Origin of the sequence: Paraburkholderia steynii, assembly GCF_900100565.1 — a bacterium.
GTDB lineage: Bacteria > Pseudomonadota > Gammaproteobacteria > Burkholderiales > Burkholderiaceae > Paraburkholderia > Paraburkholderia terrae.
Genome location: NZ_FNDI01000023.1, coordinates 1 through 14,828, shown reverse-complemented (window position 1 = coordinate 14,828; position 14,828 = coordinate 1). Strand labels below are relative to the sequence as shown.

General features: G+C 60.6%; 13 protein-coding genes. 4 read left to right on the top strand and 9 right to left on the bottom strand.

The window, feature by feature from the left end:
• Nucleotides 1-327: 327 nt before the first annotated feature.
• From BLT65_RS32340 to BLT65_RS32315, 6 genes are all read right to left on the bottom strand, one after another.
• Nucleotides 328-1,068: an SDR family oxidoreductase gene (locus tag BLT65_RS32340; protein WP_091786087.1), complete on the bottom strand. Its 741-nt coding sequence runs from the start codon at nt 1,066-1,068 to the stop codon at nt 328-330.
• Between the two features lie 130 nt (nt 1,069-1,198).
• Nucleotides 1,199-2,011 (bottom strand): isocitrate lyase/PEP mutase family protein, encoded by an 813-nt coding sequence (locus tag BLT65_RS32335; RefSeq protein ID WP_091785762.1) that lies wholly within the window; start codon nt 2,009-2,011, stop codon nt 1,199-1,201.
• 29 nt (nt 2,012-2,040) lie between these two features.
• The gene (locus BLT65_RS32330; RefSeq protein ID WP_091785759.1) at nt 2,041-3,216 is read right to left on the bottom strand and encodes an MFS transporter; all 1,176 of its coding nucleotides are present in this window, start codon (nt 3,214-3,216) and stop codon (nt 2,041-2,043) included.
• A gap of 126 nt (nt 3,217-3,342) precedes the next feature.
• Nucleotides 3,343-4,821, bottom strand: coding sequence for an efflux transporter outer membrane subunit (locus BLT65_RS32325; protein ID WP_091785756.1), 1,479 nt, complete (start codon nt 4,819-4,821; stop codon nt 3,343-3,345).
• A complete protein-coding gene (locus tag BLT65_RS32320; protein ID WP_091785753.1) occupies nt 4,818-8,006 on the bottom strand; it encodes an efflux RND transporter permease subunit in 3,189 nt (1,062 codons plus the stop codon). The genes BLT65_RS32325 and BLT65_RS32320 overlap by 4 nt, the downstream gene beginning before the upstream one ends.
• Nucleotides 8,003-9,052, bottom strand: a complete 1,050-nt coding sequence (locus tag BLT65_RS32315; RefSeq protein ID WP_244186803.1) for an efflux RND transporter periplasmic adaptor subunit — start codon at nt 9,050-9,052, stop codon at nt 8,003-8,005. The genes BLT65_RS32320 and BLT65_RS32315 overlap by 4 nt, the downstream gene beginning before the upstream one ends.
• 476 nt (nt 9,053-9,528) lie before the next feature.
• Between BLT65_RS32315 and BLT65_RS32310 the strand changes: the two genes are divergently transcribed.
• Entirely contained in the window at nt 9,529-10,047 is a 519-nt protein-coding gene (locus tag BLT65_RS32310) for a winged helix-turn-helix transcriptional regulator (protein ID WP_091785747.1), read from the top strand.
• 83 nt (nt 10,048-10,130) lie between these two features.
• Here the strand turns inward: BLT65_RS32310 and BLT65_RS32305 are convergent, their stop codons facing one another.
• On the bottom strand, nt 10,131-11,033 hold the full coding sequence (locus BLT65_RS32305) for a LysR family transcriptional regulator (RefSeq protein ID WP_279634502.1): 903 nt from the start codon (nt 11,031-11,033) through the stop codon (nt 10,131-10,133).
• A 90-nt stretch (nt 11,034-11,123) separates the two neighbouring features.
• Here BLT65_RS32305 and BLT65_RS32300 point away from each other — a divergent pair, with 90 nt between their 5' ends.
• Nucleotides 11,124-11,627 carry a DUF1993 domain-containing protein gene (locus BLT65_RS32300; RefSeq protein ID WP_091785742.1) on the top strand — a complete coding sequence of 168 codons (504 nt, stop codon included), beginning with the start codon at nt 11,124-11,126 and terminating at the stop codon, nt 11,625-11,627.
• A 24-nt stretch (nt 11,628-11,651) separates the two neighbouring features.
• Here the strand turns inward: BLT65_RS32300 and BLT65_RS32295 are convergent, their stop codons facing one another.
• The gene (locus BLT65_RS32295; RefSeq protein ID WP_091785738.1) at nt 11,652-12,617 is read right to left on the bottom strand and encodes a LysR family transcriptional regulator; all 966 of its coding nucleotides are present in this window, start codon (nt 12,615-12,617) and stop codon (nt 11,652-11,654) included.
• A 106-nt stretch (nt 12,618-12,723) separates the two neighbouring features.
• Between BLT65_RS32295 and BLT65_RS32290 the strand changes: the two genes are divergently transcribed.
• Both BLT65_RS32290 and BLT65_RS32285 read left to right on the top strand, forming a co-directional pair.
• On the top strand, nt 12,724-13,458 hold the full coding sequence (locus BLT65_RS32290; RefSeq protein WP_091786084.1) for an SDR family NAD(P)-dependent oxidoreductase: 735 nt from the start codon (nt 12,724-12,726) through the stop codon (nt 13,456-13,458).
• 72 nt (nt 13,459-13,530) lie between these two features.
• Nucleotides 13,531-14,130 carry an NADPH-dependent F420 reductase gene (locus BLT65_RS32285; protein ID WP_091785735.1) on the top strand — a complete coding sequence of 200 codons (600 nt, stop codon included), beginning with the start codon at nt 13,531-13,533 and terminating at the stop codon, nt 14,128-14,130.
• 404 nt (nt 14,131-14,534) lie between these two features.
• On the opposite strand, the gene BLT65_RS47380 is transcribed toward BLT65_RS32285, so the two are convergent.
• On the bottom strand, nt 14,535-14,828 hold a 294-nt coding region (locus BLT65_RS47380; protein WP_208545839.1), incomplete at its 5' end, for a hypothetical protein.

The window sequence follows — 14,828 nt, the reverse complement described above, 5'->3', positions numbered from 1 at the left end:
GGACGTTCCTGTTTGAGGACGCAATGGCTCCTCAGGGTCGTTCACGGAATTTCGACACGGCAAGAGGGAGAGCGAGTCGAGGATAGGCGATGATCTTCCGCGACCGGCCAAAAGGTACCGCTAAACACTCGCCCGCGAACGACGGCTTCGTCGCGATCAGCAAACCTCAGCGCGATGCAGCAGTCGCTACAACGCGGAGCTTTCGCCGTGTAGCCAAAGACGGCATGCGACCGCCATGCCGGGCCTCGTGCGCCCGCGCGGCATGCGCTTTCGAGTACGAAGCGCTACTCGCGCGCATGCTGGCCACACCGACGCCTGTGTCGACCCTTAAGCGTTGGCACCACCGTCGACGGTGAGCGTGGCGCCGGTGACGTAACTGGCGTTGGCGCTTGCAAGGAAGACCACCGCCTGCGCAATGTCTTCGCCTTTGCCGTAGTCGCCTGTGGCCGTCAGTGATTTCAGCGTCGACGCGAACGGACCTTCGACCGGGTTCATATCTGTATTGATGGAGCCAGGCTGGACGAGATTTGCCGTAATTCCTTGTGGGCCGAGTTCTCTCGCCAGTCCTTGGGTGAACGCAACGAGAGCGGACTTCGAGCCAGCATAGATGCCGAGCATCGAGGCCGGTACGCGGTCGGCAAAGTAACTCCCGATCGAAATAATTCGCCCTCCCGTCCTCAGGTGGGGGATTGCGGCTTTTGCGGCCAGGATCGGAGCACGCACATTGACGTTAAGCGTCGCGTCGATGTCTTCGATGGAAATATCCTTTACATCGCCCATCCGAAGAATGCCGGCGTTGTTCACCAGGATATCGAGCCCACCCAATGCTTCGACGGTCTTCTGTACGGACGCCTGAACGGCCGTTGCATTTGCGCTATCCGCCTGGATTGCGATACTGCGGCGGCCTTCCGCTTCGATCGCCTTCACAACACTGGCGGCCTGCTCTGCCGAATTTTCATATGTGATCGCCACGTCTGCGCCGGCGGCGGCTAAAGCCTTCGCAATTGCAGCCCCGATACCCCGACTCGCCCCTGTGACCAGAGCGCGTTTGCCTTTAAGCATCATCAAAAACTCCATTGTGTGTTGAGTAATGAAAAGTGGTATGGGCGGACATCAGCACGTACCCGTGAATGCATGTATCGACCAGCACATAGTCGGATAGACAGAAGCGGTCGAAGTCTCGGGACACATCTGCTGCTCATGGATTCGTCACTCTGGCGAAGAGGTTCTGAATCTCGGAATACGGCAGGGGATTGTTATCGAGCGCTTCAGAACGACCATTGTCGAGAAAGTCTTGCGCGAGCGTCTTCGCTTTGCCGAGCACGACTTGCGAGATACCGCTACCTGCACTTAACCGCCGCACGCCCAGCTTTCCGAGGGTCGCTGCGTCGGCGAGCCTTGGCACGGCCATGACGTTAAGAGGCAGTCGGGTTGCGCCGACGATCGTCTCGATATCGGATGACTGCACGAGGGCCGGAAGAAAAAGACCGTCCGCACCGGCTGATGCATACAGATTGCCGCGACTAATCGACTCTTCCGGCTGCTTCGATTTTTCAGCGAGGCCTGCAAGAAAGACGTCGGAGCGTGCGTTGACGAAGAGATCCGAACCCGACTTCACAAGGGCGTCCTTGATCGCCTCGATCTTCAAGGCGAGAAGTGATGCCGGGTCTGAGCCGTCTTCGATATTGATGCCGGCGATGCCGAGCTCCACCAGTTGCATGACATGGTCCGCAACGGTCTTCGGATTGTCGGAGTAGCCATTCTCGATATCGACCGACAAGGGCACGTTCAACACGCGGACGATACGCCGAACCGAAGCGATAACCTCATCGAAAGGCAGTATGCGGCCGTCTGGATATCCCAATGCCCACGCAAATCCGGCGCTTGTCGTGGCAATTGCAGATGCACCCAACGCCTCAACGAGACGTGCGCTACCGGCATCCCAGACATTCGGCAAGCGGAGCGGGATCGAATTGTCGTGCAACTGACGTAATGTGCTTGCATTAGACATTGCTTTTTTCCTCGTAAAGGGATTGAAACTCAAGCCGCTACGGCGCCTTTTGCTGTTTTTGCAAACGATGCGATACGGCGCGTCGCGAGCCCAGAGACAAGGATCGCGATGACGACGGGAATGCTGGAGAGATACCCCAGGTTATGGCTGCCGATGACCGGGATCACAGCAGCACCGAGAGCCCCGGCAATGGACACACCTACATAAGTCGCTGAAGTGTTGAGACCGACCAACACGGCCGTCATCGGCGGATTCAGGCTCGCGAGACGGAACTGTTGCGGCACCAGCACACCCCATGCACAGGCGCCCCAGATCGTCACGGCGATCGCTGCACTCCAGAGATGTGCGCCGGTGATCGGCATCGTGAGGATGACGATTGCAACGATAGAGAGTTTGATCAGAACGACCTTGTGCGAACCGATTTTGTCGAGGATCCGTCCCGTCAGCAGATTCGAGAAGGTTCCTGCCAGTCCCCATAGCACAAGCAATCCACCCAGCACAGGGGCGCTGTGGCCGATCGCGCGATCGAACACGACGGAGAAGTAGCTGAAGATGATGAAGGTGCCGATCTGGGCTAGCACCGTCGTCGTGAGCGTGAGTCCTACGCGGGAATCGGTGAGGGGCGACAGGCGTTCGCGCAACGAGATGGCGGGCGGCAGCGGCACTTCAGGCAGGAACGCGAGAATACCGGCGAACGCGGCTGCACCGAGTGCGGCAACGAGAACCAGCGTCCAATGCCAGCTTGCGAGCCCGCCAATCACGGCACCGATGGGCGAGCCCAGCGCGGTAGCCGTCGTCAGTCCCGCCACGATGATGGACAACGCGTACCCGCGACGCTCTGGCGGCACCAGTGACGCACCCGTTCCGCTGGCAGTCGGCGAGAACATTGCTGCACCAAGACCTGCGAAAGCTCGTGTGGCTAAGGCGATGCCGAGATTCGGCGCCACGATGGTGCCGAGATTGGCGATGACGAACAATCCGATGCCGCTGAGCAGAAGACGCTTTCGTGGAACGTTCGCAGCAAGCGCTGCGATGGTCGGACCGAGCAGCGCGTAGCTCAGCGCATACACGCTGATCAACTGGCCAGCGGCGCCGATGCTGACACCAAACGAGTGGGCGATTTCAGGGAGGATGCCCGCGAAGACAAAGCTGTCAGTGCCGAGCGCGAACATACCAAGTGAGAGTGTTAGAAGGCGGCGATCCATGTCGGCTTCTCCAGAAAGTTTGCGAATTAAGTCTCGTGACGAAACTATAGGGAAGCCCACTGCATCGCACTACGGGCCGAATGCAGGAAGCTGTTCCCCAAAAACCGGTTAAGTCGTGAGTCGGAGTCAGTCCGTCTTGGCGACCTGCTGATGCGGAGCGTCCCATCCTCCGCCCAGCGAACGGAACGTTCTCACTGCAGCGCGGGCAGCGTCTGCCTTCGTTGCATCGAGATCGTCACGCGCATCGAGAAGTTGCCGGTCGGCGTCGAGCACATCGGTGAGCGTGATCGAGCCCGCGCGATACGCTTTCTCTGAAAGGTCGCGCGCCTTCGTCAATGCGTTCACTTCCTGCTGAATTTCCTGCGCACGAATCTCCGTTTGCGACAGCGTCATCAAGGCGTCTTCGACATCTTCGGTCGCCTTGAGAGCAGCCTCCCGATACTGTGCCAATGCCTCGGCGTACGATCCGCGCGCACTCTTGACCTCGGCGTCTACCTTGCCGAAATCGAACAGACGCCACTGCAGCGCACCTGTCCCGACTGGCTGGAACGACTTCGCGCTCAGGAAGTGACTGGCCGAGATGCTGTCGAATCCCAATGCGCCAGCGAGCGAAATCTTCGGGTAGTAATCGGCAAGTGCCACGCCGATCGCTTCGTTGGAAGCTGCCAGGTGGCGTTCGGCAGCAATGATGTCAGGGCGGCGCCGCAGCACGTCGACGGGCTGGTCCGTGCTGCCGATGGCAGGCACGTCCGGAATGAGACCCGCGTTCGTGCCGAGTTCTGCCGCATAGGTCCCCGGCTGTGTACCCATCAGCACATCGAGCCGGTTTAACTGCGCTTCGAGCGACACGCGCAAGCTCGGAAGGGTGGCACGTGCCTGACGCAACAAGGCTTCAGCCTGAGCCACCTCGCGTTCATCGGATGCACCGGCCTGTTTGCGCGCTTTCACGAGCTCCAGCAGACGCGCATCGGTATCCACCTGATCTTGGGTGACGGCGAGCCGCGCCTGCAGCCCCCTGATTTGCAGATATGCGTCGGCAGCGTCGGCAGCAACCGTCACGCGCGTGCCAAGTTGTGAGGCCTCGGCGGCCTGTTCTTCATCGGTGGCTGCCGCGTGTGCGCGCCGCAGACCGCCCGCCAGATCGATTTCCCAGCTTGCCGTCGCACCGGCGACATACTCCTTCTGGTCGCGGCTGTAATTGGGAAACGCGCTCGCAATCGTGCCAAGCGGGCTCTGCACGCTCTGGTGTGCTGCCGTGTACGACGCATTGGCATCGATGGTGGGAAGCAGGCGGGCGCCAGCCGCCTGGGCCGCCGCACGCGACTGGGCGACGCGTGCAATCGCAGCCTGGAGACTCAGGTTCTGATCGAGCGCCCGTTGCACCACCTTGACCAGTTCGGGGTCGTTGAATCCTGTCCACCAGCTATCGAGGTTCGGGGCCGGCAACGTGGTTTGCCGGTCAGCGACGACCTTCGCGTTGTGAAACGGCGCCATCTCTGTGTGGGGTGCAACATAGTCCGGCCCGACGGCGCAGGCCGCAAGCAAGGCGCTGACGATCAGACCACCGACGATCGCTTTCGAAGTTCTGGATACGAAGCCGTTCATTTCACTTCTCCACTACCGAGTTGCCGCATGGCAAGCGCGCCCTTGACGCCGAGCTTGCGAACGAAGGCGTAAAACGCCGGGGTGAATGCGAGCCCGAAGAGCGTCACGCCGAGCATGCCGAAGAACACCGTCGTGCCGAGTGATTGCCGCATTTCCGAGCCGGCGCCGCTGGCAATGGCGAGGGGTGCCACACCCGCGATAAAGGCGAATGACGTCATCAGGATGGGCCGCAACCGCACGTGTGCCGCATGGGTGGCGGCGTCCTCCGCATCGACGCCGTCTTCCTCCTGACGCTGTCTGGCGAACTCGACGATGAGAATCGCGTTCTTGGCGGCCAGTCCAACGAGCACCACAAAGCCAATCTGCGCAAGAATGTCGATCGGCATGCCTCGCATGTTCAGACCGATCGCCGCTGCGAGCAGACACATCGGCACGATCAGCACGATCGCGAGAGGCGTCTTCCAGCTTTCATACTGCGCAGCGAGCACGAGGAACACGAACAGTGCCGAAGCGGCGAAGATCACGAGTGGAGACATGGTCTGCTCCTTTTGCTGGTGAGCAAGGTCAGTCCATTCGTACGTGATGCCGTTTGGAAGAACCTGCGCTGCGAGCTGTTCCATGTGTTGAATGGCATCGCCGGACGAGTATCCAGGGCCCGCTGCACCCATGATTTCCGCTGCGGGATACATGTTGTAGCGCGGCACGCGGTACGGCTGCGTCGTGTTCCTGAAGGTCGCCACACTGCTGATCGGCACCATGTCACCCGTCGAGTTGCGCACCTTGAGCCGGCCGATGTCTTCCGGCGTCCGCCGGAATGCTTCATCGCCCTGAACACGTACCTGATATGTACGTCCCATGAAATTGAAGTCATTCACGTGCTGCGAGCCAAGGTAGAGATCCATCGTGGAAAACACATCCGCTGGCGTGAGACCGATCTTTTCTGCCTTGAGGCGGTCGATGTCCGCATAGACAGATGGCGCGCCCGCGTTGTAAAGCGTGAATACGCCGCCGAACACTTTGTCCTTGTTCGCTGCAGCCACGAGTACACGCGATGCGTCGGCGAGTGCCTGCGGGCCGAGTCCGCCGCGGTCCTCCAGCATCAGCTTGAAGCCACCCGCCGCGCCCAGTCCCTGCACGGGCGGCGGATTGATCACGACGACCACCGCGTCCTTGACACCCGCGACCCGCTTACGCAGTTCGACCAGCATCGACGCCGCGTTGACGCCAGGGACATGCTTGCCATACAGCGAAGGCAGCCCGTAGAACAGGGTTCCCACGTTCGGCGCAATCGTGCCCGTCGTGACGTCGAGACCCGACACAGGCGACGTATGAGTCACGCCTTTGAGTCCGGGCGTCTCGAGCACGATGTCGTTGATCTCGCGAATCACCTTGTCAGTGCGTTCGAGACTGGAACCCGGAGGAAGAAACGCGATCACAGCCTGATAGCCGATGTCCTGATCCGGAATAAAGCCGGTGGGCATTTTCGACATCTGCAAGGCTGTCGCGCCAATCAGACCGGCGTACACGATCAGCATGACGGTCGTCGCGCGAACGGCGCGGCCCGTCATCTTTCCGTAGCGCGACGACAGCCATTCGAACGACGAGTTGAACCGGCCGAAAATCGCATGATGGACGCGGCCCAGCGCGGTCGTTCCGCCGTGAGACTTCTCCATCTCGTGCGGCTTGAGAAGCACCGCGCACAGAGCCGGGCTCAGTGTCAGCGAGACGAAGCATGAGATGACGGTGGACGCGGCGATCGTAATTGCGAACTGCTTGAAGAACAGCCCCGAGATGCCGGACATCAACGCAGTGGGCCCGAACACCGCACACAACGTGAGCGCGATGGCAATAATGGCCGTCGAGACCTCGTTCATCGTTCGATGAGCGGCTTCTTTCGGCGACATGCCGAGCGCCATGTTCCGTTCGACGTTCTCGACAACCACGATTGCATCGTCCACGACAATCCCGACCGCGAGAACCAGTCCGAACAACGACAGGTTATTGATCGACGCGCCGAACAGCGAAAGGACCGTGAAGGTTCCGACCAGCGACACGGGAATCGCAACTACCGGGATAATCGTGGCACGCCAGTTCTGCAGGAACAGATACACCACGCCGACCACCAGCAGAATGGCGATGCCGATGGTTACGGCTACCTCATGGATTGACTGGGAAACAAACGTAGTCGGGTCGTAGATCTTGATGTAGTCGACGCCGGGCGGGAAGCTCTTCTTCAGTTCGGCCATTTTGGCCCATACGTCATGCTCGACCTGTACCACGTTCGCATCGGGCGTGGCAATCACGAACCACGGCGTTGCTGCATACCGGTCCGCGTAAGCCTTCGAGCCGTAGTCCACCGAACCAAGCTCGACACGACCGATATCGCGAATGCGTGTCACGCGTCCCTGCGTATCGGACTTGACCACGACGTCGCCAAACTGTTCGGGCGTGGTTAGACGGCCAAGCGCATCGATGTTGATCTGATACGCACCCGTACCATTGTTCGACACAGGCGGCTGATTGAGCACACCGGCCGACACGGCGGCGTTCTGCGCACGAAGTGCGGCCAGTATTTCGCTGGCGCTGATGTTGTACGAAGCAGCCTTGTCCGGATCGACCCAGATTCGCATCGCGTACTGCCGCTCGCCGAACAACTGAAAGTCCGACACGCCAGGCAAACGCGCGATCTGATCGCGAACCTTGAGCATGTAGTTCGACAGATATTCGGGACTACGGGAACCATCGGGCGAATAGACATGAACGCCAAGCAGCAGCGCCTGGATGGTCTTCTTGACCTGCACGCCCTGCAATTGCACTTCGGCGGGCAGGCGCGACAGCGTGTCTTCCACACGGCTGCGTGTCAGCAGAAGCGCAGTGTTCGGGTCCGTGCCGACCTTGAAGATCACGGTGATCGTCAACTGACCATTGCTGGTCGATTGGCTCGAAATGTAATCCATGTTCTCGACGCCATTGACGGACTGCTCAAGCGGCGTTGCGACCGTGCGGGCAATCGTATCGGCCGATGCACCCGGATACGAGGTCGTGATCTGAATGGTCGTGGGAACGATGTTCGGATACTGGGCCACCGGCAGCTTCATCATGGTTGCCAGGCCGATGAGCACAGCAAATATGTTGAGCACCGCTGCAAAGCGCGGGTGCTCGATAAAGAAGTGAGTCAGTTTCATGATTTGGCTCCTTCGTCGCCGTGCTCTGCCGAGAACTGGATCGTTCCTGCGTGCGGAGAAATCTTCGAGCCGGGACGCACAGCGGGGATACCGTCGATAACGATGCGGTCGGTCAGGGCGAGTCCAGATCGAATGACGCGCAGGCCGCCACGAAGGTCGCCAACCTCGACCTTTCTGGGAGTGGCCACGTTGTCTTCTCCCACGACGTACACCATGTGGTCGGTTTGATCCTGGAGTACGGCGGCATCGGGGACGAGCAAGGCCGGTTGCGGTGCGGTCGTTGCCAGGCGCAGGCGTGCGAAACCGCCGGGCGTCAACGACAGGTCACTATTAGGAATGGTTGCGCGTGCGTGGATGGTTCCACTCGAACGGTCCAGTGTGTTGTCGATAAAGTTGAGCGTGCCTGTGCGCGCATATCCACTGTCGCCTGTCGGCGAAATAGTCACTGCGTCTGCCAACGGTCCTTTCCGGTTTTCACGAGAGTGCTGGAATGCGGCGTAGTCGTTTTCGCTGATGTCGAAATCCAGGTAGATCGGGTCCAGCGAAACGATGGTCGCGAGTAGCGTGGTCGGGCCGCTGCCGGCGCGGCTGCCGGATATCAGATTGCCCGTCGAGACGAGGTGTGTGCCGATGCGTCCGGTGAACGGTGCCGTGATCTTGCAGCGATCGAGGTCGAACCGGGCATCGCGGACCAAAGCATTGGCGTTGTCGACAGCCGCTTGAGCCGCGCGTTGTTCAGCAACCTTCTGGTCGACGTTCTCGACCGTTCCCGCCTCCGAACGCTGCAGTTCCTGCGCGCGGGCAAGCTCCCGCGTGGCAAGAGCCAGCCGGGCATTCGCGGATTCGAGTCCAGCCGTCGCCTGGCTCAACTTGATCTGATAGGGTTCAGGATCGATCTCGAAGAGCACGTCGCCTCTATGTACGACGTCGCCGTCCTTGAAGTTGATCTGCGTGAGCGTGCCCCCGACCTGAGCACGCAATTCGACACGATTCACGGCCGAGAACTGGCCGAGGAACCCGAGCCTGCCCTCGATATCGCGTTGCAATGGCGCGCTGATGGCAACCGACGGAGGCGGCGGCGCGGCAACAGGCGCTGCACTCGACCAGTGCATGTGAGCCGCCGTCGCCGCTACGGCGACGATCACAGCGGCTGCCACACCTTTACCGACCCATCGAACGGAGCCGGACGTCGCCGGGTTGGCTGGAGTCGCGACTCCCACCTCGGCCTGATCAATACGGTTATTCATGGCATTCCTAAGTATGTTGACAGGCTGTACGACAGAGAGTCATGTCCAGCTCGCCCGTTAGATGATCAATCTTTGCCTTCTTGTATGAAGAAAGCGGGTTGGTTCAGAACCAGGCCGCGATTCCGGGAGACTTCCCCGTGAACGACTGCCGGCTAAGTTTCGTGACGCAACTATAGGCAACACCGTTGCGTCACACTACTGGCCGAAACAGGGAAGCTGTTCCCCGCAATCTGGTTAAGTTGCGTGACGAAACCTGGGCTACGATACGGTCCATCATGTATAGAAAACGCTTCGATGGAATGGACTGCTCGATCGCTCGCGCCCTCGATGAGGTGGGCGAGTGGTGGACGCTACTGATCGTTCGCGAATGCACGCAGGGCAGCAGGCGCTTCGACGAATTTCAGAGCGGGCTTGGTATCGCCCGGAATGTCCTCACGGCACGGCTCGAACGATTGATCGAACTGGAAATTCTCGAACGCTTCCCGATCGCGGAACGTGCAAACACCTTTGGTTACCGGTTGACCTCGAAGGGGGCGGACTTATACCCGGTGCTGGTCGCGCTGATGCAATGGGGCGACAAGTGGCTAAGGCCCAATGGCAAGCCGCCGATCGCATTGGTGGAGCATGCGAGTGGGAATCCCGTAGAAGTCGTAGAGGTACGCGCAACGAACGGGCAAGCGCTGACGTATCGGGACGTTCGCTTTGCTGCCGGTCCGGGTGCGACGAAGGCGACGCGGGACGTCATCGAGAACCGGAATGACCGGGTACTTGGTGACCAGAGCGAGGAGTCGTGAGCTTTGACGGCTGCCGGCCTTATCCGGGAAGCCTCGGGCACGCGGTCAGGCCGTGACGGCGTGCGGAGGGCGGCGAAACAGCGCTAGTGCCGCTTCTGCTTGCCGAATCTGGACAGCGATTGCCTGAGTTTGGGCGCCGCAAAGTCGATGAAATGACGCAGTTTGATGGCCATGAGATTTCTGGACACATGCACCAGATGGACGGGCACTGGCTCGATTTCAAACTGCGGCAGGAGGATCTCGAGTTGCCCGCTCCGGATCGCTTCATCGGCATCGTGCTCGAATACGTAGGTGATGCCTGCGTTGTCCACGGCGGCGCTGACTGCGGCGTCGGGTGTCGTGACCTCGAGCCGGGGTTTCACGCCGAGTACATAGGTTTTATTCGTCGTGGGAAGGCGGAAGCGCCACGGCGACAGATACGGGCTATTGAACACGACGCACGAATACTTCACGAGATCGTCGGGTTCGCGCGGCGGCGTGTGGCTGGCAAGGAACGCCGGACTCGCGCAGACGATCGGCCGCAATGAACCGATGCGCGTGGCGATCATGCTGCTGTCCGCGAGTTCTCCGATCCGCAACGCGAGATCAGCGTGCGAATCGATGAGGTCAAGATTTCGATCGGAGAGAAGGAGCCGAACGCTGATGTCCGGATACTGCGCGAGGAACTGATTGATGACGGGCAAGATATGCAGCCGACCGAGCTGCACGGGCGCAGTGACGACCAGCTCTCCTTTTGCCGTCGCGAACTCGCCCGTGGCTTCGCGCTCCTGCTCGCGAACGAGATCGAGGATGCGTCGAGCCGCCGCTACGTATGACATGCCCGCGTCGGTCAATGTCAGTTTCCGGGTGGTTCGTATCAGCAACCGGGTTCCAAGCAGCTCCTCGAGATCGGCGACTTTGCGAGTGAGCGTGCTGGCAGGTATTTTCAGTTCGCGCGCCGCCGCCGACAGGCTTCCTCTGTCGACAGCGGTCAGCAACATTTCCATGGCTTCTAGTCGGTCCAACGCGTTCGCTCACGTGGGAATAGGTCGCAGTATTGTAGGGGAAGTTGTCACTCAAAAGCTGGGGAGAGTCCGATGTATGCACAAGCTATCGCACAATGCGTGCAAGCAGTAAAAACAATGGAGACGTATCTCGACAAGGCGGAGCGCTTCGCGAATGCGAAGAAGTTCGATGTTGCCGTTCTGCTATCGACCCGCCTCGCTCCCGACATGGGCGGGTTGCTCTATCAGATACAAAGCGCATGCGACTATTTAAAGGGCGGCGCGGCCTTTCTTTCAGGGCAGCAGCCACCGCGACATGAAGACAATGAGCAAACGCTTGACGAAGCGCGTGCGCGCATCCGCAAGACAATCGACTTCGCTGAAAGCGTGGCGGTAGACCAGTACGCCGACGCAGCCAATCAGATCGTAAAAGTATCCTGGGTGCCAGGTAAGCTGACTGGCGAAAACTATCTGCTGCAGATTGTGATTCCGAATGTCTACTTCCATGTCGCCATGGCCTACGCAATTTTGCGCACGAATGGCGTCGGCGTCGGGAAGGTGGACTTCATTGGTTCGGTCGATGCCTTCGATGCCTGACTGGCGGGCCCTACTGACTGTTGCTCACGCGTGGCGGGCCTTCGGGCTTTTCTTGCCTTTGCGTGAGAACGAGCGCTGGCTGGCATTCTTTGTCAAGCGGTGAGGATTGCCAAGGAGCTCGACCAGCCGTGTCTCGCATTCGGAAAACGAGTACCCGCGTCGCTGCGAGACCATAAAGGTGAGGGGGCGCATATGCCATGCACGCCGTCGGAGTTCGACTAGTGTTCCATTCGCGAGGTCTTCCGCAACCAGATGATGCGGCATGTGCCCCCAGCACAAGCTTCCCCTGAGCAGATCATGCTTCGCGCCGAGGTCATTCACCAGCCACTGACGCTCGCTGGCGACCCCCTGTTGTGTCTTTTCCGCATCGGGCTGATTGTCGGTTACGACGAGCTGGATATGCCGGCCAAATTCCTCCCGCGGGATCGGCCCCGCGATCGCGGCCAGCGGATGCGACGGGGCACAGACGGTCACCATTTGCGCTTCACACAAATGCTGCCTTTCTATGGTGCCCGGGCTCACCTCCGGCACGTCCGTGATTGTCACCGCCAATGCGCACGTGCCTTCGAGAACCAGGCGCTCGCCGCCCTGCATGGTCGTCATGCGCAGATTGATTGCAACCGTTGGAAAGTCCGCCTGCAGGGTGCGCAGGCATTCAATCAGGTGCGCACGCGGAAAATAGGTATCCACGGCGATCGAGACCTGTGGGACGCCGGCTTCAGCGATCGAAACCGCGCGCATCTTCATTTCCTCGGTGCGTGAGATCACCCCGCGAGCATCGGGCAGAAGGCTGCGGCCCGCAGCCGTAAGCGTCGCTTTGCGAGCGTTGCGCTCGAACAGCAACACATCGAAGGCACTTTCAAGCGCGCTGATCGCGTGACTGATCGCGGACTGTGCGCGCATCAGCTCCCGTGCGGCCCCGGAAAAGCTTCCCTGGTCACACACGGCGACAAAGGCCCGAAGTTGATTGATGGTGACGTTGTCTAGCATAGGTATCTAAAAAGTAGATGGAACCTATAGATATTTAGTCAATTGGCTTCATGAATCAAGAGCTTCAGAATCGTGTCTGTCGCTTTTGTTTCGAAGGATGCATGACATGAACAGACTGAATGGAAAGACGGCCGTGATCACCGGCGGCGCTACCGGCATCGGCCGCGCCGCAGCAAAGCGCTTCATCGAGGAGGGCGCCTTCGTCTTTATCTTCGGCCGCCGGCAGGAAGCGCTCGACGCCGCTGTGGCCGACCTTGGGCCCAATGCCCGCGCGGTGAAGGGCTCGGTCTCCGATCTGGCCGACCTCGACCGACTCTATGCGGCGGTGAAGTCCGAGCGCGGAACCCTCGACATCGTCTTCGCCAATGCCGGGGCGGGAAGCCAGCTTCCGCTCGGCAAGATCACCGCCGGGCACATTGACGAAATCTTCGACACCAATGTGAAGGGTTCGATCTTCACGGTCCAGAAGGCGCTACCGCTGATGGGCGAGGGCGGTTCGATCATCCTGACGGGATCGAGCGCCGGCACCACAGGCGCCCCGGCATTCAGCGCCTACAGCGCAAGCAAGGCGGCAGTGCGCAACCTCGCGCGGACCTGGGCGGAGGACCTGAAGGGCACCGGCATCCGGGTGAACGTGCTGTCGCCCGGGCCGACGGCGACCGAACTCGCGAAGGAAGCACTGGGCGAGGAGGGCATGAAGGTATTCGCCTCGATGAATCCGCTTCAGCGCATGGCTGATCCGGCGGAGCTCGGGGCGGCGGCCGCCTTTCTCGCGTCGTCGGACAGCAGCTTCATGACCGGCAGCGAGGTCGCCGTTGACGGCGGCCTGGCGCAAATCTGACGCGCTATGCCCGGCCGGTCACTCCGTTCGATATCTGGAGCCCGTCGGGCGTGGTAAACCGAAGGAGAATATATGAGCTACGCAATCATTGGATTTGGCAAGATCGGCCAGGCGCTTGCCAAGGCGTTTGCCCGAAGCGGCATCGAAGTATCCGTTGCAACCACTCGCGACCCGGAAAGCTTTGCATCCGCTGCGGCCGCGATCGGACCCACGATCATTCCCAAAAAGCTGGCGGAAGCGGTCAAGGCGGACATCGTCTTTTTGGCTGTCCGTTTCGAGTCGCACCAGGATGTCGCGAAGGCGCTGTCCACCTGGCAGGGGAAGACTATCGTCGATGTGACCAATGCCTACGGTGTGCCCCCTGAGGAACTGGGGGGACAACCGTCGTCCAGGGCCGTCGCGCAGGCCTTCACCGGCGGCAGACTGGTTAAGGGCTTCAATCATTTGCCCGCGGCCGTCCTTGACCGGGACCCGGCCGTAAATGGTGGGAGAAGAGTTGTGTTCCTCGCGAGCGATGATGACCGCGCCGCAGCGGAGATTGCTGCGCTTGCGGAAAACCTCGGTTTCTCGCCGATCAAACTCGGCGGGCTTTTGGAAGGTGGATTGCTTGTGCAGGCGCGCGGAAATAGCTGGGGTCAACTGATCTTTAAGGACCTGGTCAAGTTCGATTGATGAATCGTGATCGCAAATTTCGATGCGATCTGATGAAGATCCGGGAGTACATCGACACGCAAGCACTGGCGAGGGCCTCAGAGATGGCGTGAGCCATTGGCCCTGTCAGATTGAGACCGATGCCACACAAACGATTCGTATGCCAGCGAGTATGGAATCGGTATTTGCTTGTTGCGGGGTAGCTGCATCGTCCCTGATGCTTTGGATGTCGATTCTTCGTCGTTGACGCGATCGCGTCGGGCGTGCGTTGCACGCTGGAGGTATCGCGTCCGCGGCCCGGCGTGGGATCGTGTGCGGCCGCTTACGGTCACTCGACAGGCCGCCGAAAATCGCGTGCCGTGAGCGCGCCAGTCGCTTGCTTTTGTTAGGCCGGAGACCCATTTTTTTAATCAGAAGGCGGCCAATTACCTTGACCCGCCGCCGTGACCGCCCCCGCCCCCGCCGTTCCCGCCTGAACCGCCTCCGCCGTGACCGCCGGCCCCCGAACCGCCCGCGCCTGCACCGCCTGCGCCTGCACCGCCCGCGCCTGCGCCGCCTGCGCCTGCACCGCCCGCGCCTGCACCGCCCGCGCCTGCACCGCCCGCGCCTGGACCACCCGCGCCTGCACCACCTGCGCCGTGACCGCCTGCGCCTGCGCCGCCTGCACCCGCGCCGCCTGCGCCCGCGCCGCCTGCGCCCGCGCCGCCTGCGCCCGCGCC